19 protein-coding genes are annotated in these 23,825 nt (G+C 47.1%); 6 read left to right on the forward strand and 13 right to left on the reverse strand.

Annotated features, from left to right (window positions below; all coding sequences use genetic code 11):
• Nucleotides 1–37: 37 nt before the first annotated feature.
• The gene (locus tag ACDJ58_RS19875) at nucleotides 38–2,017 is read right to left on the reverse strand and encodes a diguanylate cyclase (RefSeq protein ID WP_413372551.1); all 1,980 of its coding nucleotides are present in this window, start codon (nucleotides 2,015–2,017) and stop codon (nucleotides 38–40) included.
• Nucleotides 2,018–2,480: 463 nt separating this feature from the next.
• On the opposite strand from ACDJ58_RS19875, the gene rpsD reads away from it, so the two are divergent.
• The gene (gene rpsD, locus ACDJ58_RS19880) at nucleotides 2,481–3,080 is read left to right on the forward strand and encodes a 30S ribosomal protein S4 (RefSeq protein ID WP_413372552.1); all 600 of its coding nucleotides are present in this window, start codon (nucleotides 2,481–2,483) and stop codon (nucleotides 3,078–3,080) included.
• A gap of 357 nt (nucleotides 3,081–3,437) precedes the next feature.
• A complete protein-coding gene (locus ACDJ58_RS19885) occupies nucleotides 3,438–6,560 on the forward strand; it encodes a transglycosylase domain-containing protein (protein ID WP_413372554.1) in 3,123 nt (1,040 codons plus the stop codon).
• A 169-nt stretch (nucleotides 6,561–6,729) separates the two neighbouring features.
• On the opposite strand, the gene acsA is transcribed toward ACDJ58_RS19885, so the two are convergent.
• Nucleotides 6,730–8,454 carry an acetate--CoA ligase gene (acsA, locus tag ACDJ58_RS19890; protein WP_413372555.1) on the reverse strand — a complete coding sequence of 575 codons (1,725 nt, stop codon included), beginning with the start codon at nucleotides 8,452–8,454 and terminating at the stop codon, nucleotides 6,730–6,732.
• Between the two features lie 271 nt (nucleotides 8,455–8,725).
• On the opposite strand from acsA, the gene ACDJ58_RS19895 reads away from it, so the two are divergent.
• Nucleotides 8,726–9,358, forward strand: coding sequence for a GNAT family N-acetyltransferase (locus tag ACDJ58_RS19895; RefSeq protein ID WP_413372556.1), 633 nt, complete (start codon nucleotides 8,726–8,728; stop codon nucleotides 9,356–9,358).
• 150 nt (nucleotides 9,359–9,508) lie between these two features.
• On the opposite strand, the gene ACDJ58_RS19900 is transcribed toward ACDJ58_RS19895, so the two are convergent.
• The 4 genes from ACDJ58_RS19900 to ACDJ58_RS19915 form a co-directional block, all read right to left on the reverse strand.
• Nucleotides 9,509–10,204 (reverse strand): 5'-methylthioadenosine/adenosylhomocysteine nucleosidase, encoded by a 696-nt coding sequence (locus ACDJ58_RS19900; RefSeq protein ID WP_413372557.1) that lies wholly within the window; start codon nucleotides 10,202–10,204, stop codon nucleotides 9,509–9,511.
• Nucleotides 10,205–10,412: 208 nt separating this feature from the next.
• The gene (ccpA, locus tag ACDJ58_RS19905; protein WP_024631149.1) at nucleotides 10,413–11,426 is read right to left on the reverse strand and encodes a catabolite control protein A; all 1,014 of its coding nucleotides are present in this window, start codon (nucleotides 11,424–11,426) and stop codon (nucleotides 10,413–10,415) included.
• 92 nt (nucleotides 11,427–11,518) lie between these two features.
• Nucleotides 11,519–11,866, reverse strand: coding sequence for a bacillithiol system redox-active protein YtxJ (gene ytxJ, locus ACDJ58_RS19910; protein ID WP_064636572.1), 348 nt, complete (start codon nucleotides 11,864–11,866; stop codon nucleotides 11,519–11,521).
• 121 nt (nucleotides 11,867–11,987) lie between these two features.
• A complete protein-coding gene (locus ACDJ58_RS19915) occupies nucleotides 11,988–12,401 on the reverse strand; it encodes a hypothetical protein (RefSeq protein WP_413372558.1) in 414 nt (137 codons plus the stop codon).
• Between the two features lie 274 nt (nucleotides 12,402–12,675).
• On the opposite strand from ACDJ58_RS19915, the gene ACDJ58_RS19920 reads away from it, so the two are divergent.
• Nucleotides 12,676–13,203, forward strand: coding sequence for a type 1 glutamine amidotransferase domain-containing protein (locus ACDJ58_RS19920; protein WP_413372559.1), 528 nt, complete (start codon nucleotides 12,676–12,678; stop codon nucleotides 13,201–13,203).
• A gap of 114 nt (nucleotides 13,204–13,317) precedes the next feature.
• Here the strand turns inward: ACDJ58_RS19920 and ptsP are convergent, their stop codons facing one another.
• The 4 genes from ptsP to aroA form a co-directional block, all read right to left on the reverse strand.
• Nucleotides 13,318–15,078: a phosphoenolpyruvate--protein phosphotransferase gene (gene ptsP / locus ACDJ58_RS19925; protein ID WP_413372560.1), complete on the reverse strand. Its 1,761-nt coding sequence runs from the start codon at nucleotides 15,076–15,078 to the stop codon at nucleotides 13,318–13,320.
• Nucleotides 15,075–16,955 carry a glucose PTS transporter subunit IIA gene (locus ACDJ58_RS19930; protein WP_063565571.1) on the reverse strand — a complete coding sequence of 627 codons (1,881 nt, stop codon included), beginning with the start codon at nucleotides 16,953–16,955 and terminating at the stop codon, nucleotides 15,075–15,077. The genes ptsP and ACDJ58_RS19930 overlap by 4 nt, the downstream gene beginning before the upstream one ends.
• 271 nt (nucleotides 16,956–17,226) lie before the next feature.
• Nucleotides 17,227–17,661 (reverse strand): CoA-binding protein, encoded by a 435-nt coding sequence (locus tag ACDJ58_RS19935; RefSeq protein WP_053784277.1) that lies wholly within the window; start codon nucleotides 17,659–17,661, stop codon nucleotides 17,227–17,229.
• Between the two features lie 59 nt (nucleotides 17,662–17,720).
• On the reverse strand, nucleotides 17,721–19,016 hold the full coding sequence (gene aroA, locus ACDJ58_RS19940) for a 3-phosphoshikimate 1-carboxyvinyltransferase (RefSeq protein ID WP_090998370.1): 1,296 nt from the start codon (nucleotides 19,014–19,016) through the stop codon (nucleotides 17,721–17,723).
• A gap of 164 nt (nucleotides 19,017–19,180) precedes the next feature.
• On the opposite strand from aroA, the gene ACDJ58_RS19945 reads away from it, so the two are divergent.
• On the forward strand, nucleotides 19,181–19,486 hold the full coding sequence (locus ACDJ58_RS19945; protein WP_063565569.1) for a rhodanese-like domain-containing protein: 306 nt from the start codon (nucleotides 19,181–19,183) through the stop codon (nucleotides 19,484–19,486).
• Between the two features lie 276 nt (nucleotides 19,487–19,762).
• Here ACDJ58_RS19945 and ACDJ58_RS19950 read toward each other — a convergent pair whose 3' ends face one another.
• The 3 genes from ACDJ58_RS19950 to ACDJ58_RS19960 all read right to left on the reverse strand — a co-directional run bounded on the left by ACDJ58_RS19950 (nucleotide 19,763) and on the right by ACDJ58_RS19960 (nucleotide 22,975).
• Nucleotides 19,763–20,272 (reverse strand): shikimate kinase, encoded by a 510-nt coding sequence (locus tag ACDJ58_RS19950; protein ID WP_231952443.1) that lies wholly within the window; start codon nucleotides 20,270–20,272, stop codon nucleotides 19,763–19,765.
• Nucleotides 20,273–20,794: 522 nt separating this feature from the next.
• Nucleotides 20,795–22,204: an NADP-dependent phosphogluconate dehydrogenase gene (gene gndA / locus ACDJ58_RS19955; protein WP_064636561.1), complete on the reverse strand. Its 1,410-nt coding sequence runs from the start codon at nucleotides 22,202–22,204 to the stop codon at nucleotides 20,795–20,797.
• Between the two features lie 171 nt (nucleotides 22,205–22,375).
• Entirely contained in the window at nucleotides 22,376–22,975 is a 600-nt protein-coding gene (locus ACDJ58_RS19960; RefSeq protein WP_413372561.1) for a hypothetical protein, read from the reverse strand.
• Nucleotides 22,976–23,193: 218 nt separating this feature from the next.
• Here ACDJ58_RS19960 and ACDJ58_RS19965 point away from each other — a divergent pair, with 218 nt between their 5' ends.
• A complete protein-coding gene (locus ACDJ58_RS19965; RefSeq protein ID WP_413372562.1) occupies nucleotides 23,194–23,820 on the forward strand; it encodes a YktB family protein in 627 nt (208 codons plus the stop codon).
• Nucleotides 23,821–23,825 lie beyond the last annotated feature (5 nt).

A 23,825-nucleotide genomic window follows, 5' to 3' on the forward strand; every position in this document is an offset into this window, starting at 1 on the left:
AAAGAGAGGACGACTCCGCAATCGGAATAGTCCTCTCTTAACGTGTAACTTCCTGTTCTTCCATGACGATCCGATTTCGACCACCATGCTTCGCATCATACAAGGCCATATCAGCCCGGTAAAATAACGATTCCACACTAACCTTCTCATCCATCCAGTTCCATTCGGCAATACCGCTGGATACGGTTACGGAAGGCCTTGTTTCTTCAGCAACCCTGGTGCGAATGATTTCCGCATATTCCAGTGCCTGACGAGCACCAATCTGAGGCATATAGATGGCCAGCTCTTCCCCGCCCCATCTGGCGCAGATGTCCTCAGGCCGGACGGAACTTGTTACAATGTCGCTTACCTGTTTCAATACCTGATCACCTGTTTGGTGCCCAAACGTGTCATTCACCTGCTTAAACTGGTCAATATCCACAACAACCAGTGAGCCACAGAATTCATGAGCCTGACGTTCATGGATCACACTATCCAGGTAATGCCTCACATATAGTCCCGTCAGCATATCCAGGTTTGCCAAACGTCGTACCTCGGCGTGAAGCGTTGCATTGGAGAGAGCAAGTCCAATATGAATGGACAGCATCTGCAGCAAACGGTAATTATCGTACGAAAAATACTGCTTTTTCGGATGCCCCAGCAAAATGGCACCCTTCACTTCACCATTCACCCGAACAGGTGAAGCGATCAATGACATCGAGCCGGTAAGATCCATGAAGACCGATGACACTCTATCGTATTTCGCATAATTGGATAGGATGAGCGGTTCTTCGGTTTGATACAGCAACCCTGCTATTCCATAATCAATTGGAAACGATTTGCGACATATCTCATTCACATTGGATGACATCACTTCGAAGTGATCCGTACTGTCATTCAGTTGAAGAATACAACATGATTCAGCCTGAAAGATGTCCTTCAACTCCTGCTCGGAGAATTGATAGATCTCCATTAGCTGCAGGCTCTTGTTCAAACGTTGTGTCAGATCGTTGATTAGACGAAGTTCCTGGATCAACATATTCGATTGCTCGTGCAGCTTGGCATTTTCAAAAGCAGTTCCTGCTGTATCCGCCATCATCGTAATGAGTTGCAGATCGGAATCTTCCATTAACTCCTCATTCATCTCAATATGAAATACACCATAGATCCCTTGTTTACCTTTTAGAGGAAGGCCAACCTCCAGAATACGATGTTCACCTTCATCCGATCGAACAACAATGAGCTTTCCTTCCATAAACGATTGTACACAGATGTCTTCTCCACGTTCATGAACAAGCAACGGTTTAATGCGAGGGTTGAGACTGCTCTGATCCTGAGACATATACAATGTCATTCGGGTTGTTGGATATAAGTAGTCAATACTGTCAAACACTTCATCCAATATGGCGTCCACATCCATTTTGTCATGCATCCGTTGAACGATTTGGAACAGAATCGACCTTCGGTGCTCTTCACGGGCCGTTTGTTCATGAGCATGTAATAGATCCGTCATAAATATGTATTCAAATCTTCGGTAAAAGCAGGTACGATAATGCAATGCCTCCGATCGAACAACGGCTTCAGACGTGTCATCTCGATTTTGCTCGTAGGTTACAGCAGTGAAGACAGCAAACATATCCTTGTTTGTCCTGGAGAAGAGAGGTTCAGCCATTAGATGGTACTCTCCATTTTCAGTGGTTCCACGTAACGACTGAGCCTGTCCCGTTTCAAGGCATTGCATCACAGTCGAATGTACATCGAGCAATGGAGCCCCTTCAATCCCTTGCCCCATACAGATCCCTTCTGTATTCCATACGTTGTATATTATCGATGATCTGTCTGAGTGTGGCCGCCGTTGGAAATGCCAGTCGGTGTATGCTTGTTGCAGCAGGCTTCCCAAATATGAAAAATCAAAAGGTGTGATGTCCATTTTTTGCATCCAGAATACATGCGCTTCGTGAGGAGCGGCAGAAGATGCGGAATCGCCCGAACTTCGCGAATTCAAGCTGGCTGGTTTACTTCTTAGATGTTCTAACATGTCAGGCGCTCCTTTGCACCGTTTTTGCATCCACTCGGATGCATTAATCTGCAGACGTTATCGCAAACCTGCAAATTCTATGCGATAACCTTAATGTACAAGATCATTTAAAGTTAAGATACAATCTATTTTACTCTCTTTAAAGCATTTTTGCATCCATATTTCAGAAAATTGTCCCATTATTTTGGGCCTAAGGACCTATCGACAAATTTAGACGTTTTTTTGCTTTTATCACAGGCTTGACTTTGGTTCTAGTAAACTGTAAAATAAATTGTTGATGAAGACTACTAATGGGTCTTTAAATTTGGGCATTACCGGTTGTGTCACCCTCATTCTTTTTGTTGCTTTCAGGACAGCGGCTGAACTTTCCTGATCGTTCTATGCGTGGCTTAGCCCGCATCAACAAATTGGAGCGCAAACAGAGCCCTATATGAACTTTAACTAAAAAGGAGCTACTTTAAACATGGCACGTTACACTGGTCCTAAATTTAAATTGAGCCGTCGCCTCGGCATTTCCCTGAGCGGAACAGGCAAAGAATTGAAACGTCCTTTCCCTCCAGGTCAGCACGGAGCTAACCAACGGAGAAAAATCAGCAACTACGGTATGCAATTGCAAGAAAAACAAAAACTGCGTCACATGTACGGTTTGGGCGAGAAGCAATTCCGCACTCTCTTTGCTAAAGCGCAAAAAATGCAAGGTATCGCAGGTGAAAACTTCATGTTCTTGCTTGAGAGCCGCCTTGATAACCTCGTATACCGCCTTGGATTCGCTAACTCCCGCGCTGGTTCGCGTCAGTTGGTATCCCACGGTCACGTAACTGTAAACGGCAAAAAAGTTGACATCGCTTCTTACCAAGTAAGCACTGGCGACGTTATCAGCCTGCGTGAAAAAAGCCGCGGTCTTTCTTCCGTTAAGGAAGCTTTGGAAAACCGTCCGCATCTTCCGGCATACGTAGAATTCAACGATACTGCTCTGGAAGGCAAATTTATCCGTTTGCCTGAGCGTTCGGAATTGTCCCAAGACATCGACGAAAAACAAATCGTCGAATTCTACAACCGTTAATCGTTGGAATTTCATTAAGCTTCACACCAAACAGCTGTCCGAGATTTTCTCGGCAGCTGTTTTTTTATTTCAAGAGAAACAAAGAGCAAAAAAGGAGGTCGTACCTGCATCTAATGTATGGATATGGCCTCCTTCCTATACATAGTACATCTATTTACGTCCACTCTCGGACACTCAATGCTTCCACGTTTTACTGAAATTCTCCACGACTTCTCATGATATGTAATTCAATTCCGCATGATATATATTATAATCCAAGAAAGAATGGCAATTTTCGACCATTGCTTGTATTTCTCAGGCATGCAAACCAGCCTTTTTATGCTATAATAAGTGCTGTTAAAAGGAGGAAGACACTGAATGGTTGATGTTAATAAGAAACAACCCGATGAACAGCCTGCCCGCAAGCGCAGTTTTGCCCGCAGACTGGGTAGTTTCGTCAAATGGATGGTTGTCCTGGGATTCATGGGGGTACTATTTGTAGGCGGTGCTCTGATGGGATACGTCAGTTCCATTGTAAAAGACGAACCTGTCCGTTCAAGGGCGCTGATTGAACAAAAAGTCAGCGAAAACTCCATCACAGGCTTTGCTTACTTTGCCGACGGCAGCCCGATCGGTCAATTACGAACAGAAGAAGATAGGCGTCCGGTCACCTTTGACCAGATCCCGCAGAAGGTTATTGATGCAGTCATTTCGATTGAAGACAATCATTTTTACGAACATAAAGGTGTAGACATGAGCGGAACGCTCCGTGCCGTGAAACAGAAAGTGCTGAAAGAATCTGTTCAAACCGGCGGAAGCACACTGACTCAACAATTGGCTCGGCGTGTATTCCTCAATCTGGATCGAACCGAGGATCGGAAAGTGAAAGAAATATTACTTTCGCTCCGACTCGAACGTTTCCTGACCAAAGACGAAATTATGACAGCGTATCTGAACAAGGTTCCTTTTGGTAACGGCTCCAGTGGATATAATGTATATGGAGTCAAGGCAGCTGCCAAAGGACTGTTCAATATTAATGATTTGAGCAAATTAAACACAGCTCAGGCTGCTTATCTTGCAGGATTGCCTCAGCTCCCCTCCTCTTACTCTGCCTTTAATGGAAAAGGCGACTTTGTTGAGGACAATTTTGAGCGTGCAATCAATCGTCAGCATCTGGTCTTGCGCCGTATGCTGGAACTGGGCAAAATTAATCAATCCGAGTATGACGAAGCTCTTGCTTTTGACATCAAGAGTTCACTCGCACCCAAAACCATCAAAGCTTACAATACTTATCCATACCTTATGATGGAAACGGAACGACAAGCTGCACAGATTTTAATGAAGCAACTGAATTCGGATAAAGCTGACGGCACTGATGCCAATGCGGATACAGCCAAGGATACGGATGCCGATACACCGCAAAAAGAAAACAGTGCTCTGCTGGAAGAAGCTCAGCAGCAATTGCGTACAGGCGGATATCGTATCTACACGACTATCAACAAGAGTATCTACAAAACGATGCGTACCATTGCCGAAGATGACAGTAATTTCGCTGCTGACGATCCCGTGAAGGGAAAAGAACAGACTGCTGCCATGTTGATCAATCACAAAACAGGCGCCATTCTCGGCATGATTGAAGGCCGTGATTTCCAGGATGAACAGATGAACTATGCAACCCAGATGGTGCGTCAGCCTGGTTCAACTATGAAACCCATTGCTGCTTATCTGCCTGCACTGGATGAAGGACTGGTTCAACCGGCTTCCATTATTGATGATTCACCGATAATTCTGAAGGACGGCCAGACCGGATTCCATATTCCGAAAAATGCCAACAATCGCTACCAGGGACTTGTGACTGCCCGTAGAGCACTCAACTACTCACTGAATGTTCCTGCGCTGAAGCTGTTCAACGAAGATGTTGGTATCGACAAATCATGGGCTTTCGCCAAGAAGCTTGGGATTACCACCATCCAACCGATTGACTACCAAGCCCAGACTGGTGTTCTTGGAGGACTTCAGTACGGTGTTACCGTTGAAGAGCTTACCAATGCCTATGGAGCCATTGCCAACAATGGTGTGTACAATGATTCCTATATGATTAGCAAAATTGTAGACTCAAAAGGGAATATCGTATATAAACATGATGCAGAACCTGTTCAAGCTTTCTCAGAACAGACGGCATACCTGATGACAGATATGCTTCGCACCGTTATTACGGAAGGTACAGCAGATAAAGTTCGTGAAAATTATAAGTACTCCAAGAGTGTGCCTATCGTAGGCAAAACGGGTTCAACCCAAAACTATGCCGATGTCTGGTTTGAAGGCTATACGCCGGATGTCACATTGGGTGTATGGGTTGGATACAAACAGCCGATAAACACGCTGGAGACAAGATCACAGAAAAAACGTGCACAGCAGCTGTGGACGCAAATTATGAATCAAGTCATCGCTACAGATAAAGAAATGTTTGTAACCGATTCGTTCAAAAAACCATCCGGAATCGAGACACGAACCGTATCCGCTTATAGCGGCAAATTGCCAACATCTCTGACTGACAGATTTGTCACTGATATTTTCAATAGCAAGTTTGTGCCGAAGGATAGCGATGATGGCGTCGCAAAAGCCAAATATATCACTTACAATGGTGTGAACTACATTCCGCGTGATGAAACGCCTGGAGACATGACGAAAGAGAAAACCGTCGTCAAGCGTAAGAAACCGATCTCTGATCTCATCAAGGAACTGCAAAGTGCATTCTCACGTATGAGTCGTCACGAATCACTTGCGTATTACCTGCCGGAAGATGCCGATTCAGACATGCCGACACAGGTCGATCCAAGAACGGATAACGGCAAAGCACCAGATGCACCAGGCAATGTGAGAATTTCCGTCGCCAATGGGAACGCCGTGATTACGTTTAATGCAACACCGGAAAGTGACGTGGTTGGTTATCGCCTGTATCGCTCAGTAAATGGCGCCGGATTCCAGAATCAGGGGCAGGTTGTCCTGACAGGTGAGTCCAGATCATTTACTGCATATGCACAAGGTGGAAACTTTGCGTTCTACGTTACAGCAGTGGATGTAGCTGGTCGTGAGTCTGCTCCTAGCGCAGCAGTTAGCAGTGCAGGAATAGTAGAGCCTCCTTCAGATGAAGAAATAAATGAACCGATTAATGTTCCAGGTACAGTCGTTACACCGGAAGATTCCCAGAATGAGAACGCCGCAACTACGGCTCCGGCTACACCTGGCCAAGTGAGCGTGTCGGCGCTTTCCCAAGGACTGCGTATTCAGTGGGCCTCCAATCCGGAATCGGATGGCGTTCAAAGTTATGCTGTATATTTTAGTGAGACAGGGGCAGCCCCTTACACCAAAATTGGCACAACTTCAGGTACCTCCATGGACTACGGAGTACCTGCATCTACCAGTGGATGGTTCAAGGTATCCGCTAGCAACAGCATAGGCGAATCTGAGCCGTCAGGAGCCGTGCATTTCCAACCGTAATACAGAGTTATCATGACTCCACTCTTAACCCCATTCTCGCATCATGAGGATGGGGTTTTGTTATTCATTGATACCCAAAAGTAAAAGCCTGATCCGCAATGAGATACGGATCAGGCTTTGAATTGGAATCATGGGACATGCAGGCACGTTGTATCCGCTGGTTTACTCTTTAGTCTTCAATGGTCGATAGATCACCTGTCGGCAGGTCCAACTCCCAAGCTTTCAACACACGGCGCATAATCTTGCCGGAGCGAGTCTTGGGCAGTTTATCCTTAAACTCAATCTCACGCGGAGCGGCGTGGGCAGACAAGCCTTCTTTTACAAACCGATAGATCTCTTCCTTCAGTTCAGGTGTCGGCTCATACCCCTCACGCAGTGCCACAAAGGCCTTAATGATCTCTCCGCGGGTTACATCCGGTTTGCCGATAACGCCCGCCTCTGCTACCGCAGGGTGCTCTACGAGCTTGCTCTCCACCTCAAAGGGGCCAATGCGTTCGCCTGAAGAGTTAATGACATCATCAATCCGGCCCTGGAACCAAAAGTAGCCATCTTCGTCCATATAAGCGGAATCACCGGATACATACCAGCCAGAAAGTCGGAAGTACTCCTCGTATTTGGCCGGGTTATTCCAGATCTTCGCCATCATGGACGGCCAGGAAGTACGAATAGCCAGGTTACCCATACTGTATGGCGGCAGTTCCTGTCCTTGATCGTCAATAATGGCGGCTTCAATTCCTGGTAATGGACGACCCATGGAACCTGGTTTAATTGGCATGCCCGGGTAGTTACAGATTAATTGTCCACCCGTCTCCGTCATCCACCAGGTATCATGAATTCGCTGTCCATAGGCTTTCCAGCCCCAACGGACAACTTCGGGATTAAGTGGCTCACCCACAGACATAACGTGACGGAGACTGCTCAGATCATGCTGGGCAATGGTCTCTTCGCCTGCTCCCATCAACATGCGGAAAGCCGTCGGCGCACTGTACCATACGCTAACTTTATTTTTCTCAATGGTGCTGTACCAGTCTTGCGGACTGAAACGTCCTCCACGAATAACGTTGGTCACACCATTCAACCACGGTGCAAAAATTCCGTAGGAGGTACCTGTTACCCAACCTGGATCGGCTGTGCACCAGTATACGTCATCCTCACGCAAATCGAGTACAACCTTGCCGGTGTAATAATGCTGAATCATCGCATTCTGCACATGATATACACCTTTCGGTTTGCCTGTAGAGCCGGAAGTATAGTGAATCAGCAGACCGTCTTCGCGAGTCAGCCACTCCACTTCCATATCATCCGAAGCTGCGGACATCTCTGCATCAAAGTCGATGAGTCCTTCTTCCGTCTGCGGACCGCCACCCACAACAAAAATATGCTTCAGTTCAGGCAATTCGGAACGTTTGATTCGTCCCAGCAATTGAGGGGTCGTCACCAGTGCCACAGCTCCGCTATCCTCCAGCCGGTCCTTCACCGCAGTTTCCATGAAGGCTTCAAATAGCGGACCTGCAACAGCCCCAACCTTCAATATGCCCAACAGACTAAAATAGAGCTCAGGACTGCGAGGCATAAAAATAAATACACGATCACTCTTAGCAATACCATATTTGCGCAGAACGTTACCGAAGCGACTCGACTGCTCACTCAAGTCAGCAAACGTGTATGCCTCTTCACGAGAAGCATCACTGTATAATAGCGCCGTTCTTCCGCCTCTTCCTTCCAGCACATGACGATCTATCGCTTCATGCGCCATGTTGACTTTCCCGCTGGCGTGCCACGTAAAGTGCCTTTCAACCGTTTCCCAATCAAATTGGCTTCGGGCCTCCGTGTAATCGCCCAGATTAGATTCAGACACAACCGTTTGCAGCATCTCACCATGTGCTTGACTCATGCTTGCCAGCCTCCTTCAACTCGACATTTCGATTCCCAATATGGGTCACTTCTGATTGCCTTTGTGTTGACTGAACTTCCAGTTAGCGCTTACATTAGTAGAGAGAACTTCTCATCATGTACTTGCCAGGCCAAACCGATGAACCCAAACTGCAGTTGAATTGTGAACATTTTTTGTCTACGCAATTATAGCAAATCTTTTCAATCATCGTCTATGGCTTTTCAAATTTTTGGTTTTTTGCTATAAGTAGGGGGAGAGAGGAGCATGAACTATGGAGCATATTAAGGAGCATCATATGCGTTCCATCTTCAAGTCCGGCCACCGAATCATCATTGAGGGACCAGTTCAGGCCGCGACGATTACGCAGCTTGAATTTCATTCCGATCTGGATGCCTTCCGGCGCCCTTCGGAACAACAGGAGGCATTGGCCGAAATTGCCGCATTACCCGAAGGTCGAATCATAATAGCGCGGGAAAATGAGACCATTGTCGGTTATGTGACTTTCCATTATGCAGATGAATGCGAGCGTTGGTCGGAAGGCAATATGACTGATCTAATTGAGCTGGGCGCCATTGAGGTTGCGGGTTCCTATCGCTCTCTCGGGATTGGGCGCGAAATGCTGCTCACTGCGTTTGAAAATGGACAGATGGAGAAATATATCATATTCACAACGGAATATTATTGGCACTGGGATTTGAAGGGCAGTGGCCTTTCCGTATGGGATTACCGCAAGATGATGGAAAAATTGATGCAAACCGTAGACATGACCTGGTACGCCACCGATGATCCCGAGATTTGTTCACATCCGGCAAACTGCCTCATGGTCCGCATTGGAAGCCAAGTACCCCTGGAATCGGAAGAACAGTTCGACCGCGTGCGATTCCGCCATCGTTTTATGTACTAATCACGAATTCACATGGATGATTCCGAATACGTATACATAGAAAAACCGCCTCTCCGCGAACAGGTTCATCATGGATGATCTGCAACGAAGAAGCGGTTTTTGTTGCTTTTTAAGCCTTTATCATGCTCAACATGCGTATACCTTATGGGGTTACATATGTTCCAGCATATGTTCAACAATACGGTGAGAGCGCTGGGAAGACTCCACAGTAAACTCGGCAAAGTTCACATGTGCTGATCCATCTGCTTTGTCTGACATTGCGCGAAGTATAACGAACGGTACACGGTTCATGAAGCTCACTTGCGCTACGGCAGCTCCCTCCATTTCCGCACATGCCCCATTCATTTCGGTATACAGCATTTTCACCGTATCCTTGCTTGCAATGAATTGATCTCCTGACAGCACTTTGCCGATCAGATAGTTCGCTTCCTGCGCTTTGCAGGCTTCTTCAGCTAACTCGATAAGTGATGCTTCCGCTGGAAAGGCGGACGTCTCCTGGTAAGGAATAACCCCGCGCTCAAATCCAAGTGGGGTTACATCCATATCATGCTGTACACATTCGGACGAGATGACCATATCTCCAATATTCAACTCTGGATTAACTGCACCCGCGACACCTGTGAAAATAATACGGTTAACCTGAAAACGATCAATCAAAATCTGTGTCGTCACAGCCGCATTTACTTTACCCACGCCTGATTTGCAGACCACAATCTGCTTACCCAGCCATTCGCCTGCAACATAGGTAATACCGGTTTGTTTTACTGTCTCTAGTTGCTTCATACCAGCCAAGAGAAGTTCTACTTCCTCATCCATTGCACCAATGATACCGATTGATTCTCGCATGTTCTAACCTCCTGTATACATTTTGCATGTTAACCTGGACATGTTTCCCTCCAAGTATGTTTTTCCGTCTAGGTTCAGAGCCCCATTCAGCACAAAAGCTCCGTTTCCGGAGCTTCCGTCATTCCACTATGTAGAGAGAATGCCTTCTCCCTTTCTTAAACCATTGCCATTTCAATCAGAAATGACGATGAACCATCCAAGCCTGTATTTAAACTACGTCTGCATGGCTTACAGACAGACGAAGAATCGTTTCATGCGGCAAAATAACCCGTGGGTTTTCCACATTTTCTTTCTTCATCAGCTTGGTCAGCAAACGCATCGCTACAGCGCCCAAGTCATACATCGGTTGAGCTACAGTAGTCAACTGAGGACGGACCATGGAAGCCATACGAATGTTATCCACACTGATGATGGAGAAGTCATCCGGTACTTTCAGACCTTCATCCTGAATGCTGTGAATAGCACCAATTGCCATCTCATCTGTTGCAGCGAAGATTGCCGATGGTTTTTTCTTCAATCCGAGGAAATACTTCATCGCTTCTACACCGGACTCATAACGATAGTTACCAATGCGTACGAGATCCTCCTGATATTCCATACCTGCTGCTTCAAGCGCTTTCTTGTACCCTTGGAAACGGGCATAACCGTTGGCAGGATCTTGCAGTGTACCACTGATCATTGCGATTTCCTTGTGTCCATGACGGATCAACGTATTTACAGCGTCAAATGCCGCTGCTTCATGATCGATATCTACAGAAGGGTATGTGCCCTTCTCGTCACTTGTTGCACAGAGAACAATCGGCACAGCCGCTGATTGGAACGCCTGAATATGCTCGTCCGTCACAGTTCCACCCATGAATAGCAGACCGTCCACTTGTTTCTCCAACAACGTGTTAATTACACGAATTTCTTTTTCTTTCTTCTTATCCGCGTTACACAAAATAATGTTGTAGTGATACATATTCGCAATATCTTCAATTCCGCGGGCAATCTCTGCAAAGGTTGAGTTCGAAATGTCCGGAATAACGACCCCGACCGTGGTAGTCTTCTTGCTCGCCAAGCCTCTGGCTACCGCATTCGGACGATATCCCAACCGATCGATGGCTTCATATACTTTTTTGCGTGTCTGTGGCTTAACATTAGGGTTATTATTAACAACCCGTGATACCGTTGCCATAGAGACACCGGCCTCACGTGCCACATCATAAATGGTTACCGTCACAGTACTTCTCTCCATTACCAGTAAATTTTCATACCATTTTCATTAAGATTTATATTACGACAAATTTATGCATTAATCAATTAAAATAGGCTTTAGGACTCACGCAGTGCTTTCGTGATTGTGGTTGAAGTAATATTCGAGTGGGAAGTATGCCATACAGGAATTCCCTTTTTGACTAGAATCGCCTGCGGAGATTCGTGCTTAACACCCAGCTTGTCCGCTGCTTCATTGGACACAGGGCGATCTTCCACTACATAAATGATACCGTATTTCACTTGTTCACTTGGACTATTTTGCAAATAATCGTTCATCTCCTGATAGGCGTTCGCGCTGATCGGGCAGCGTGTACTGTGCTTAAACAGAAGCAAGGGTTGATCCTCGGTAGCCTCCACTGCGGAGTTTAGCTGTTCAATACTTGTCATTTTAGTCATGTCAGCCATTTGATATACATCCCCCTTTACCAGGATTACCGCTATGTTGAGCGTTTTCACTCTACGATATCTTAACAAAAAGCGGGCGAAAAAGCCAATTTTCATGAAAACAAGCATTTTGCACGTCAAATTAGACAGCATTCGAGAAGTGCGCCTGCCATACAAAGCCGGATAATTGACCTAATCTGCGCTGTGTTATTTCGATCCATTCTTCATCATTAGACTCTTGGGCGTAACCCATAATATCCAGCAGCAGGTTAATTCTCTCCTCCACAGCATGTTGCATTCGATGCTCCATCTCACGATCCGTTGCATCCGGCCAAGCCAGCAGTTGTTCATGGAAGAGGTCCGCAAGTTCATTTCGCTCTCCAAACGATACATCCTGTTTTGTTGGCTGTTCACCGAGTGTACTGATGCACTCTTTCAAATCCGGCTTGACCGGTTGAAGCACTTCATAGGAAACGCAGTCTGTACAAGCAAATACAGGTACGTTACGAATCTCTACCTTTTTGGCATATACCACCGTTCTTAATTCCAGTTCCATTACATGTCCGCATCTGCACGTCTTACGCACAGTCATCACCTCATTCGTTCTATACTCTTATATAGATACCATTCGACCTATTTCCGCTCAAATCCTGCTATAAACCAGAGGTTGCACAAATTACCACTGTCTCCAGATGAAGGTTGTCGAATGTAGGCGTTCATTGAGTTGTAATCGCTTCCCCAATGGCGAGATTGCATGACGATGAAGTCACCATGAGAATCTGTTACAATAAAGACGCTATGTGCTAATTACCGCAAAAGGAGAGATGATGATGATGAGATTAACAGGCAAAAAAGTCATCGCCCTGGTCGATGAAGAATTCGAAGATCTGGAACTGTGGTATCCGGTACATCGTGTTCATGAAGAAGGCGCTGAGGTGCATCTCGCCGGAGAGAAAAAAGGCAAAACCTACATTGGTAAATATGGTGTTCCCGCCGAGGCGGAATACAGTTTTGATGAACTGGATAGTTCACAATATGATGGTATTCTTGTACCCGGGGGCTGGGCACCGGACAAGCTTCGTCGCTATCCCAAAGTACTTGAGCTCGTCAAGGAAATGCATGCGGATCGTAAGCCGATTGGACAGATCTGTCACGCAGGCTGGGTACTGATATCCGCCAAAATACTGGACGGGGTTACGGTCACATCTACACCGGGTATCCGGGATGACATGGAAAATGCCGGAGCCATCTGGAAAGATGAAGCCGTTGTTGTGGATGGACACATCATTTCAGCTCGCCGTCCACCTGATCTTCCGCCGTATGGCAAAGCATTTTGCGATGCACTTGCTGAAAAATAAAACAAAGCCCCGCGCCATATGGCGTGGGGCTTTATCGTTAAAAAAAGACTATTTTCCAAAATTGTACAAAAGTTAATATTTTCACTTAAAGGTATTTATTTGAAAATATCCCATTCAAGATGCATTCGATCCACTCTGTTCATCCGGACTGCCCATCGAATCATTGAAGACCTGTAGGCGCTCTTCGATGTCTGCACTTGTCCGCAGGCTGAAGCAATCATGGGCTGCCTCTTTGGCAGCAGCAGCCGTTGTATTCAATACCCTGTGCTTCACACGCAGCAAGGATTGTGGAGACATGCTCAGATTGCTGATCCCCAGCTCCAGCCATAGGGGAATCGAACGTTCGTCTCCTGCCATCTCTCCGCAAACACTGACATCAATCCCTCCAGTATGAGCCGCATCGACTGTTGCGCGAAGCATGCGCAGTACAGCCGGGTGATACGGATGATACATATGTGCAATCTGCTCATTCATTCGGTCTACAGCCAGTACATATTGCACGAGATCATTCGTACCGATACTGAAGAAATCAGCTTCTTCGGCAAGCAAATCGGCTATCATCACCGCTGCCGGAACCTCAATCATGATGCCCACCTGAATATGCGGATCGTACGGCAATTCGCGCTCGTCCAGATCAGACATCGCTTCACGCAGGATTTCATTGGCCTCCTGAAGTTCTTCTACCGAAGAGATCATCGGGTACATAATTTTGACATTGCCCGCAGCACTGGCCCGCAGAATGGCTGTGAGCTGTGTTTTGAACAGATCTTTGCGGTCCAGACTGATCCGAATCGCACGATATCCGAGAAATGGATTATCTTCTTCTGGCAGTTCAAAGTAGTCTAGCTGCTTGTCACCACCAATGTCGAGCGTACGAATAACGACAGACTGTCCTGCAGTTTTCTCAGCGACAAGACGATAGACCTCATACTGTTCCTGCTCACCCGGGAACGTAGCACGGTCCATGTATAGGAACTCTGTCCGGAACAACCCCACGCCCTTCGCCCCATGTTTCAGTGCCATATCCAGTTCCTTGACGGAACTGATGTTAGAAGCCAGATGCAGAACGGAACCGTCTTTGGTTACGGCATCTACTGTTGCAAGTACCTGCAACTGCTCTTTTTTCTTCAATTGTTTGCTGCGAATCATTGTGTAACGTTCAATTGTCTTGCGATCCGGCTCCGTAAATACGAGGCCATTATCTCCATCAACAACCAGCATATCTCCGGTCTCCACCGGCATGCCAAGACTCGCTTCCAGACCGGAAACGAGAGGAATGCCAAGGGCACGAGCCATAATTGCCGAATGTGACGTTTTGCCTCCGATAAGTGTCACAATGCCCAGCACGTGGCTTGGATTCAAGTGCGCTAATTGAGAGGGAGACAGCTCTTTGGCCACGAGTATATAAGGCTGGGTATCCGATGGAAGCGTAATTTCCGGTGCGCCCAGCAGATGCTTTAACAAACGGTTACCCACGTCCTTGATGTCGATGGCCCGCTCCTTCATATACTCGTCTTCGAGCAGATCAAACATGGTGACAAAATGATCAATGGCCTCTTTGACGGCTACTTCTGCAGCTTTGTACTGCCGTTCAATAATGCCGCGAATTTCGTTCATGAACACCGGATCTTCCAGAATGGCCAGATGCGCATCAAAGATGCTGGACTCTTCAGGACCGACGACTTCCTTGAACTCATTCTTGATATATTCAATCTCATCCTTCGATGTCCGTATGCCCTCGTACAGCCGTTCGAACTCTTGGGCGAGATCCACCGAATCCATCTTCTGATCCGGCAGATCCCATTCCCAACTGGGCAGGACAAATGCTTTGCCGATGGCTATGCCTGCAGCGCCGTTGATGCCTTGTATCTTCATTCTACCCCTCCAACGTTCCTGTCATAGAGCACCACGGACATAACGGATGCCTGACCTTTCTTAACTTGCTTAAATGGAGCAAAGCTCCATGATTTGACACGATCGGGATTCGTGATGACCATCGGTGTCGTCAGCGATGCCGCCTCGGCTCGCAATACAGCCAGGTCAAACTTGATTAACAACTGACCGGGCTCCACCGTATCCCCTTCCTGAACAAAGGCTTCAAAGTGGCCTTTCAGTTGGGATGTGTCAATACCGATATGCAACAGGACCTCAAGTCCTTCCCTGGTGGAGATGCCCAAGGCATGCATCGTTGGATACATGTGCATAATCGTTCCGTACACGGGTGAGACCAGCTCTCCCTTTTCCGGGACAAAGGCTACACCATCGCCCACAAGCTTGGCTGCAAAAATCTGATCCGGCACCTCTTCAATCGGCAGCATTTTGCCCTGCACAGGAGCACAGAACAGAACTTGTTGCAGATCCCGTTCGAGCAGCTTCGCAATCTCTTCCCGGATTAATTCCGAATAGGTGCCAAATACCACTTGTACGTTACCGCCACCCAGCTTGATGAGCCCAGCAGACCCCATACTCTTCATTGCACCTGTATCGATTAACCGATCATTATGCACTGTGAGTCGAAGTCGTGTAATACATGCCTCAACCTGCACAATGTTTTCTTTCCCGCCCAATGCTTCCAAAATAAGAGGAGCTTGATAAGGAATGTTACCTACCCAATCTTCCAGCATGGACCCCTCTTCGCGTCCTGGAGTTGGAATCTTGAACGTGCGAATCGCCCACCTAAACAGGAAATAATAGACTAACCCATATAGTATGCCAATCGGTATGAGCTTCCAAGCATTCTCCGATAGATGGAAATTGAGTATGTAGTCAATAATGCCAGCCGAGTAGGAGAAACCATGGCGTATATCAAGCCAGTAACTGATCCACATTGCAAGTCCTGACATGACTGCATGCACGATGAACAGATAAGGTGCCGCAAACAAAAAGGCAAACTCAATCTGCTCCGATACCCCTGTCAGAAAACAAACGAGTGCGGAAGTGAGAAAAGTTTTTTTGATTTTCGGCTTCAGGTCTTCCCTTGCCTCCTGAATAATCGCAAAGGCAATCGCTGGAATCGCAAACATCATGATCGGGAATAACCCGGCCATAAAATACCCTGCTGTTGGATCACCCGCAAAAAATCGCGGCAAATCCCCTTGTACAATATTGCCGTCTGCTGTTTCATACGTCCCCAGTTGGAACCAGAACACATTGTTAAGCAGATGATGCAGTCCGAAGGCCACCAGCACCCTGTACAAGACCCCATATATAAACAGCCCAAAACCGCCGAGACTGTATTCCCAGGTGGCGATGGCGTTCAATGCATGTTGCAGAATGGGTGCGATCCATAACATAAAGAAGGAGAACAGTGCCGAGCACAGCCCTACTATGAGCAAAACAAACCTTGAACCGCCAAAAAACTGTAAGATTTCAGGCAGCTTAATGCTTTTGAACCGATTATGCGTCACCCCGGCAAGTGCGCCGAGAATAATTCCGATTAAGGAAGCAGGTTGAACGGTGCCATCCCCGAAATTGCGAGTCACCTGATCATATATCACAATACCAGCCAGAGCAGCGAGTCCCGCTTGTCCGGCCTGGTTGGAGAGTCCCAGCGCTACACCGACAGCGAACAAATACGGCAAAAAATAAAAAATACCGTGTCCGGCCACGGTAGACACTTCACCAACAACTTTCAATCCCCAGGCGTCCCAGGGCAAACTGCCAACACTCAGCAAAATTGCGGCGGCGGGCAGGACCATTGTAGGCAGCATTACCGCTCGTCCGAGCTGCTGCAAGGATCCGAGCCAATTCATGGCGACCTCTCCTTTCTATCCTAGATGGTAAGCTTTACGCAACGTTTTGTCAAAGCAAAACAGTAACCTATTGACAATTTGTATTACTCTCCCGCCAGGCATGACAAAAGGAGGGTATTTCTTTGGTCCCCCAATGATTAAATAGAGCGGAATACCGCTTAAATTTAACTTCATTCGATCCTCTAATCTGCAAAGTATATTTTATATTCCAATTATACAACAGAAAAAATCCCGTCAACTCGAGGTTAACGGGATTTTTAGTGATCGAGATTTAACCGCGTCCAGCACCGCGCAGAACGATGGAATCCTCTACCTTGATACAACGATTCGTTACCGCTGTCATACCGTTCTCAGCAGCAATCTGTACGGCTTCATCACTGTGGATACCAAGCTGAAGCCACAATACATTTGCTTTGATCGCCGCAGCTTCACGAGCGACATCCGCGCAATATTCATCACGGCGGAATACGTTCACGATATCTACCGGCTCAGGGATATCCGCCAGGGTCGCATATACCGTCTCACCGAGAATCTCACCTTGTACCTGTGGATTTACCGGGATGATGCGATAACCTCTGCTTTGCATGGCTTCCGCTACCATATAGGAAGTGCGATCTGATTTGTCCGATAAGCCGACGACTGCGATGTTGCCTGCCTTGCGTAAAAGTTGTCCAATTTCTTCACGAGTAGGATTGTTAAATTCCATGTTCAAGCACCATCCTTTTCTGATTAAAGTGCGTGTTCAAAAGACAGGTTTTCAGTTATTTACTCTTTTACCCATTGAACCGAGGCGCCAAGCGCCTGCAAATGATCGAAATATTGCGGATAAGACTTGGCTACATGGTGTGCATCCCGAATACGAAGCGGTTCTTTGGAACGCAGACCGACAACGGTCAGTGCCATAATTACCCGATGATCGTAGTGAGCGTTAATCTCAACGCCACCTTCGACGCCTTCCGGACGACCATGTACGATAATCTCGGCCTGACGTTCTTCTACGTTGGCTCCTGCCTTCCGCAGTTCGTTCAAATAATCTGTAATTCGGTCACATTCCTTGTAACGTAAGTTCTCTACATTATAGAACCGTGAGGTTCCTTCCGCAAACACTGCCGCCGCTACCATGGCCAAAACCGCGTCTGTAGCGGCATCTCCATCGAATTCCACCGCTTTCAATGTACCGTTACCTTGCACATGTACCACATCGTTCTCATGAGTCAACGGCACTTCCATCATACGCAGAACGTCAACAATAGCACGCTCACCTTGTTTGCTCTGTTCCATCAATCGCAAAATTTTAACATCTGATTGGGTGACAGCCGCGGCCGCGAGGACAGCTGCTGAACCCGGATAGTCTCCTTGAACCGTATATGTTTGCGGTTTATAGGCTTGGCCGCCAGGTACGCGGAAGGACATGTAATCATCACTTGCATGAATGACGATACCCGCCTGTTCCAGTACTTCCAGCGTCTGACCAATGACCACTTTAGATTTCAAGTCGTTCAATACTTCAATCGTGCTGTCTTCGGCCAGAAGCGGAGTTACAAACAGTAACGCGCTCAAATACTGGGAGCTGACGGAACCGGATACACGGATATGTCCACCCTTAGCCTGCCCCCCTTTGATCGTGATTGGCAAGCGCCCTTGTTCGTGCTGTACCTCAACACCGAGCTGACCAAGCGCATCGATCAGGTCATCATGTGGACGTTTACCAAGAGAATCCGGGTACGTATTTACAAACGTAACCTCAGGACAAAGTGCCGTTACCCCCATCAGGAAACGCAGCACTGCACCCGCATTGCCTACATTCAATTCACGCACATCACGTGGATGGCTGCCAAAGCCCTTAATGACGATTTTGCTGTCATCTTCTTCAAGCACCGCTCCAAGATCACGAATACATCTGCGCATAGCGTCACTATCTTCACTGTGAGCCGGGTAATGGATCGTACTCGTGCCTTCTGCCAGCGCAGCAGCTAGCAAGTAGCGTGTGGTGTAGTTTTTGGAAGACAAAGCTCCAATTTCCCCGTTCAGGGATGGTGTCGGTTTAACGATAACGTCCATGGATGAAATTCTCCTTCATTGATTATAATGTGCTTCGTTAGATGATCCTGTTACGTATTTGGTTCAGGATACATGCGGTGATGCTGTACTGCCAAATTGACATTCCATACATCGCTTGGGTATCATTATAGGCGTTAAGTCCATACAGAAAAGAGGACCTGAATATGACACAAATTGCTGAAATTGAAACTTCTGAGCTGCGCCGCCGTTTGCAGGCGGGAGAGAAGCTGCAGATGATAGACGTCCGTGAGGACGATGAAGTCGCACAAGGCATGATCGAGGGAGCGAAACACATCCCGCTTGGACAGATTCCGGACAGACTGTCCGAAATCCAAAAGTCTGGTGAGATTGTTCTGATCTGCCGCAGTGGATACCGTAGCGAGCGTGCTTGTGAGTACTTGCAGCAGCTCGGATATGATGGCTGCACCAATATGGTTGGCGGCATGTTGCAATGGCAAGAGGAAGACTAAATAGCATCAGGATCGGGGGCGAAAGTTAGGATAACTGCAATCAGCAGTTCTCGGTAACCACTGTGCATCCTGATCCTTAAGTCAGTCAAACGGGCCAATCGGCCCGTTTTTCACATCATTCTAACGCGATCACATGGCTCCATTCCCACTTTAAATCCTTCGGCATATCTTCTTCCGAATGCGAAATGTAAATGTATCCCTCTCATGCATCGACCTGCACTCATGTGTAGTGTCTATCCCTAAACTCACTGACGAGAAAATGAAATAATTACAAGCTTAGACGCGGTAATGCGCTAAAATTAAACGAGTCACTTCAGAAGCGGATAACTCGGTTGTATCCACCGTGTAATGCGCAAACCGGTATGCGTCCTTCCGTTCCTGCATAATGGTCTGAATGCGTTCCTCGGCATTACCTGCCAAGAGCGGACGGTTCTCGCAGCCGCTGACGCGTTCTACTATCACTGCCGGATCAGCAGTCAGGGCAACCACCCAGCCGTTCTTCGACATGACATCACAGTTGTCCGAACGCAGAACCACACCGCCTCCGGTTGCAATCACTTGCGCCTTTTTCTCTAACACCGAGCACAACATGCGACTCTCGGCGTCGCGGAAATACGTCTCTCCCTTGCCTGTGAACAACTCAGGAATCGTACAGCCTTCCTCTTTTTCCACCGCGGCGTCTACATCAATCAGTCGGTAACCAAGCTCGCGTGCGAGCATGTCAGCAACGGTTGATTTGCCAGTTCCCATCATGCCGATGAGAATAATATTGTTAGACTTGCTCAAGGTGTACACTCCTTTAATTCAAGCAATTCGTGAGCACTTTTGTCCTATCATAACACAGCCCTGCGGACGGGGGAAGGCCATAGTATGACGACTTCCCTCCAAGCATCCGCAAGCACTTCCAGAGCATATCGAAGCATGTCCATGTACTCCAAACGATTTTAACGAACTCAGATAAGTTTATTTTTAAATTATAGGCGATTTTAAAATTCTAACGAATCTCAGAAAACTTATTTCACAAGAACACCCTCAAAACAGCGCAATTTCGCTCTAAATGTTCTAAATAGGATCATCTTCTGAGTTCGTTAGAGAATAGAAAAGGTTAATATCCACGAAATAGAGCATCTCAGGTTCGTAAGATGTAGGACCAGCTTACACATACGGTAAAATAAAGAGACCTGGAGCTCATCGGTATGAACCGACTCTCCAAGTCCCCTTTTCAAGATTCTGTCCATGCCTTTCTTTCAGCCAAGGCTCCTGATTCAGGACACTTTAGCCAAATCTCATGGACTTGCGTATACGTTATTATTCCATCCAGTTGTGGTGGAAGCTACCTTCTTTGTCCAGACGTTTGAACGTATGAGCACCAAAGTAGTCACGTTGTGCTTGCAACAGGTTCGCAGGCAAACGCTCTGTACGGTAGCTATCGTAGTAGGATAATGCACTGGAGAACCCAGGAACCGGAACGCCTTGAGTTACCGCAGCAGCTACAACTTCACGCCACGCACCTTGGTAGGATTCTACAATGTTTTGGAAGTATGGATCCAGAAGCAGGTTTTTCAATGCTGCATCTTTGTCATACGCTTCTTTAATGTTTTGCAGGAACTGCGAACGGATGATGCAACCACCACGGAAGATCATGGCGATGTTGCCGTATTTCAGATCCCAACCGTATTCGTCAGATGCTGCGCGCATTTGGGCAAAGCCTTGTGCGTAGGATACGATTTTACTTGCAAACAGCGCTTTGCGCACATTCTCGATGAACGCTTTTTTGTCACCGGAGAATGCTTCAACCGCAGGTCCGTTCAAGATTTTGCTCGCTGCCACACGCTCGTCTTTCATCGCAGACAGGAAGCGGGAGAATACGGATTCCGTAATCATGGACAATGGTACGCCGAGATCCAGCGCGCTTTGGCTTGTCCATTTTCCTGTTCCTTTTTGTCCAGCTGCATCCAGAATGACATCAACCATTGGTTTGCCTGTTTCCGGATCATATTTGGAGAAGATGTCTGCCGTGATTTCGATCAGGTAGCTATCCAGCTCTCCCTGATTCCATTCTGTAAAGATGGCATGAAGCTCCTCAACGGATACATTCAACACGGATTTGAGCAGATGGTAAGCTTCACCAATCAGCTGCATATCTCCGTATTCGATACCGTTATGCACCATTTTCACATAGTGTCCGGCACCATCTGGTCCGATATATGTACAACAAGGATCGTCACCGACTTTGGCCGAAATGGCTGTCAGGATCGGTTCAACCAGCTTGTACGCACTCTCTTGTCCACCTGGCATAATTGCTGGGCCTTTCAGAGCGCCTTCTTCCCCACCGGATACACCTGTACCGATGAAGCGAATGCCTTTGTCTTCCAGCTCTTTGCTGCGACGTTGGGTGTCAGGGAAGTATGCGTTACCGCCATCAATGATGATGTCGCCCTCATCCAAATGAGGAAGCAGTTGTTCGATGGTTGCGTCGGTTGCATAACCAGCTTGTACCATGATCAGGATTTTGCGCGGGGATTCCAGGGATGCCACAAACTCTTCAATGGAGAATGTGCCTGTCAGGTTTTTACCTTCGGCTTCTTTCAGAAGATCGTTGGTTTTCTCCGGGGAACGGTTAAATACCGACACCGTGAAACCTCTGCTTTCAATGTTAAGGGCCAAATTTTTGCCCATTACTGCAAGTCCAATGACACCGATCTGTTGTTTCGCCATCTGGTCCTCCATCCTTTGCTCCAATTAATTTTATTGAAATGAACTCTCAACAATACCCCCATTTTAACGGTTTTACGCATAGAAGTGAACCCCGGACCATGGTCGCACAGCGAGAAAACACCCCAATTACCTGAGGTGTTCATCGTATTTTCATAAATACAGCGTTATATTTCAGCCTTCCAGCATCAACATGTGCCGTGACAACTGCATTAAGACTTTACGACAGGTATTTGCTTTTTCGATATTATCCATCTGAATGGCGGCATGCAGACGCTCCAGTTCATCGTCCACTTCCATGCGCAGCAGCATGAGTCGCTCCTCGCCTTCATGCGAGAGAAACATTTCTTCCATTTCTTCCGCCGTCGGCGCAGGTTCCTTTTGAAAAATAACTCGCTGTTTGAACCCGGATACTTCAACGAGACGAATGACTTCACCAAACAAAATATTCTCCACGGTCATCTGCTGATCCTTAAATCGTTTCACAACAGCATGCCCGCGTGTATCCCCAATCAGCTTCTCCAACCATTCCGCAAGCTTTGCGTCCTTGATAATATAATCTCCGGTCATCTTGTAATTCCCACTGCGCGTCTGTTGAAAACGGAGCTTTACCAGTTTGCGTCCGGTGCGGACTGACAGAATAAAAAAGGTTTCGTCCTCGCTCCAATATAGTGAATACCCCTCACGAATAAGGTCTTTGATCAAATTTTGGATATGCCGACGGTTGAACCGCAGCTCCAGATTGCAATATTCAACTTCATAACTCTTATTCACGGCACTCCCTCCATCTGTACCGGAGATGCTCCGGCCATCTTCTTCAATCGCTTCTACTCAATCGGCTTACCCTATTTTATACTTCATTTTATGTAAGGGTACTTGGTTATTTGACTATTTTTCACCAATTGATCCGGAGGATCGCAGCTTTCCGCAGATGCACAGGGGCAAGCCCCCGTTTTTCATGATATAATGGACGCGAAATGGAGGTATACAGTATGACTTTCTCAGGTTTTAACAGCAGCGATTTTGATGTATTTCAGATTCCTGGGCTGGAACCGCGTATGGAAATGCTGATTGAACGTGTTCGTCCGAAGCTGGAAGAGCTTGGTACTGAACTTACGCCTTACCTGACAGATTTATGCGGGGAAGAGATGTTTGTCCATGTCGCCAAACACGCACGGCGTACCGTCAATCCTCCAAAGGATACGTGGGTCGCCTGGGCATCTTCCAAACGTGGATACAAAGCACTGCCTCACTTTGAAGTGGGCATGTTCGATACACATGTTTTTGTCATTTTCGCCATCATCTACGAAAGTCCGAACAAGGCTGCATTCGCCGAAGGGCTCGAACGACAGTTGGATGAAGTGCGCAGCAATCTGCCTGGTCAGTACTATTGGTCCATGGATCATATGGCTCCTCACGGTACACTGCAAAAGGACATGCAGGATGAAGATTATGACAAAATCATCACCAAGCTGAAGACAGTGAAAAAAGCAGAGGTCATGTGCGGTCTGCGAATTGATCGCGATGATCCGCTTGTTGCGGATGGAGAAAAGTTCCTGAAAACGGTTCGTTCAACGTTCAAAACGCTGCTGCCGCTCTACAAGATGTCTTTGTCTTAAGTAGA

It is taken from the genome of Paenibacillus taichungensis, assembly GCF_047302525.1.
GTDB lineage: Bacteria > Bacillota > Bacilli > Paenibacillales > Paenibacillaceae > Paenibacillus > Paenibacillus taichungensis_B.

Bases quoted from the DNA above. Each gene is read 5' to 3' on its own strand.
- ACDJ58_RS19875 (WP_413372551.1), bottom strand. From the start codon at position 2,017: ATGTTAGAACATCTAAGAAGTAAACCAGCCAGCTTGAATTCGCGAAGT.
- rpsD (WP_413372552.1), top strand. From the start codon at position 2,481: ATGGCACGTTACACTGGTCCTAAATTTAAATTGAGCCGTCGCCTCGGC.
- ACDJ58_RS19885 (WP_413372554.1), top strand. From the start codon at position 3,438: ATGGTTGATGTTAATAAGAAACAACCCGATGAACAGCCTGCCCGCAAG.
- acsA (WP_413372555.1), bottom strand. From the start codon at position 8,454: ATGAGTCAAGCACATGGTGAGATGCTGCAAACGGTTGTGTCTGAATCT.
- ACDJ58_RS19895 (WP_413372556.1), top strand. From the start codon at position 8,726: ATGGAGCATATTAAGGAGCATCATATGCGTTCCATCTTCAAGTCCGGC.
- ACDJ58_RS19900 (WP_413372557.1), bottom strand. From the start codon at position 10,204: ATGCGAGAATCAATCGGTATCATTGGTGCAATGGATGAGGAAGTAGAA.
- ytxJ (WP_064636572.1), bottom strand. From the start codon at position 11,866: ATGGCTGACATGACTAAAATGACAAGTATTGAACAGCTAAACTCCGCA.
- ACDJ58_RS19915 (WP_413372558.1), bottom strand. From the start codon at position 12,401: ATGGAACTGGAATTAAGAACGGTGGTATATGCCAAAAAGGTAGAGATT.
- ACDJ58_RS19920 (WP_413372559.1), top strand. From the start codon at position 12,676: ATGATGAGATTAACAGGCAAAAAAGTCATCGCCCTGGTCGATGAAGAA.
- ptsP (WP_413372560.1), bottom strand. From the start codon at position 15,078: ATGAAGATACAAGGCATCAACGGCGCTGCAGGCATAGCCATCGGCAAA.
- ACDJ58_RS19930 (WP_063565571.1), bottom strand. From the start codon at position 16,955: ATGAATTGGCTCGGATCCTTGCAGCAGCTCGGACGAGCGGTAATGCTG.
- ACDJ58_RS19935 (WP_053784277.1), bottom strand. From the start codon at position 17,661: ATGGAATTTAACAATCCTACTCGTGAAGAAATTGGACAACTTTTACGC.
- aroA (WP_090998370.1), bottom strand. From the start codon at position 19,016: ATGGACGTTATCGTTAAACCGACACCATCCCTGAACGGGGAAATTGGA.
- ACDJ58_RS19945 (WP_063565569.1), top strand. From the start codon at position 19,181: ATGACACAAATTGCTGAAATTGAAACTTCTGAGCTGCGCCGCCGTTTG.
- gndA (WP_064636561.1), bottom strand. From the start codon at position 22,204: ATGGCGAAACAACAGATCGGTGTCATTGGACTTGCAGTAATGGGCAAA.
- ACDJ58_RS19965 (WP_413372562.1), top strand. From the start codon at position 23,194: ATGACTTTCTCAGGTTTTAACAGCAGCGATTTTGATGTATTTCAGATT.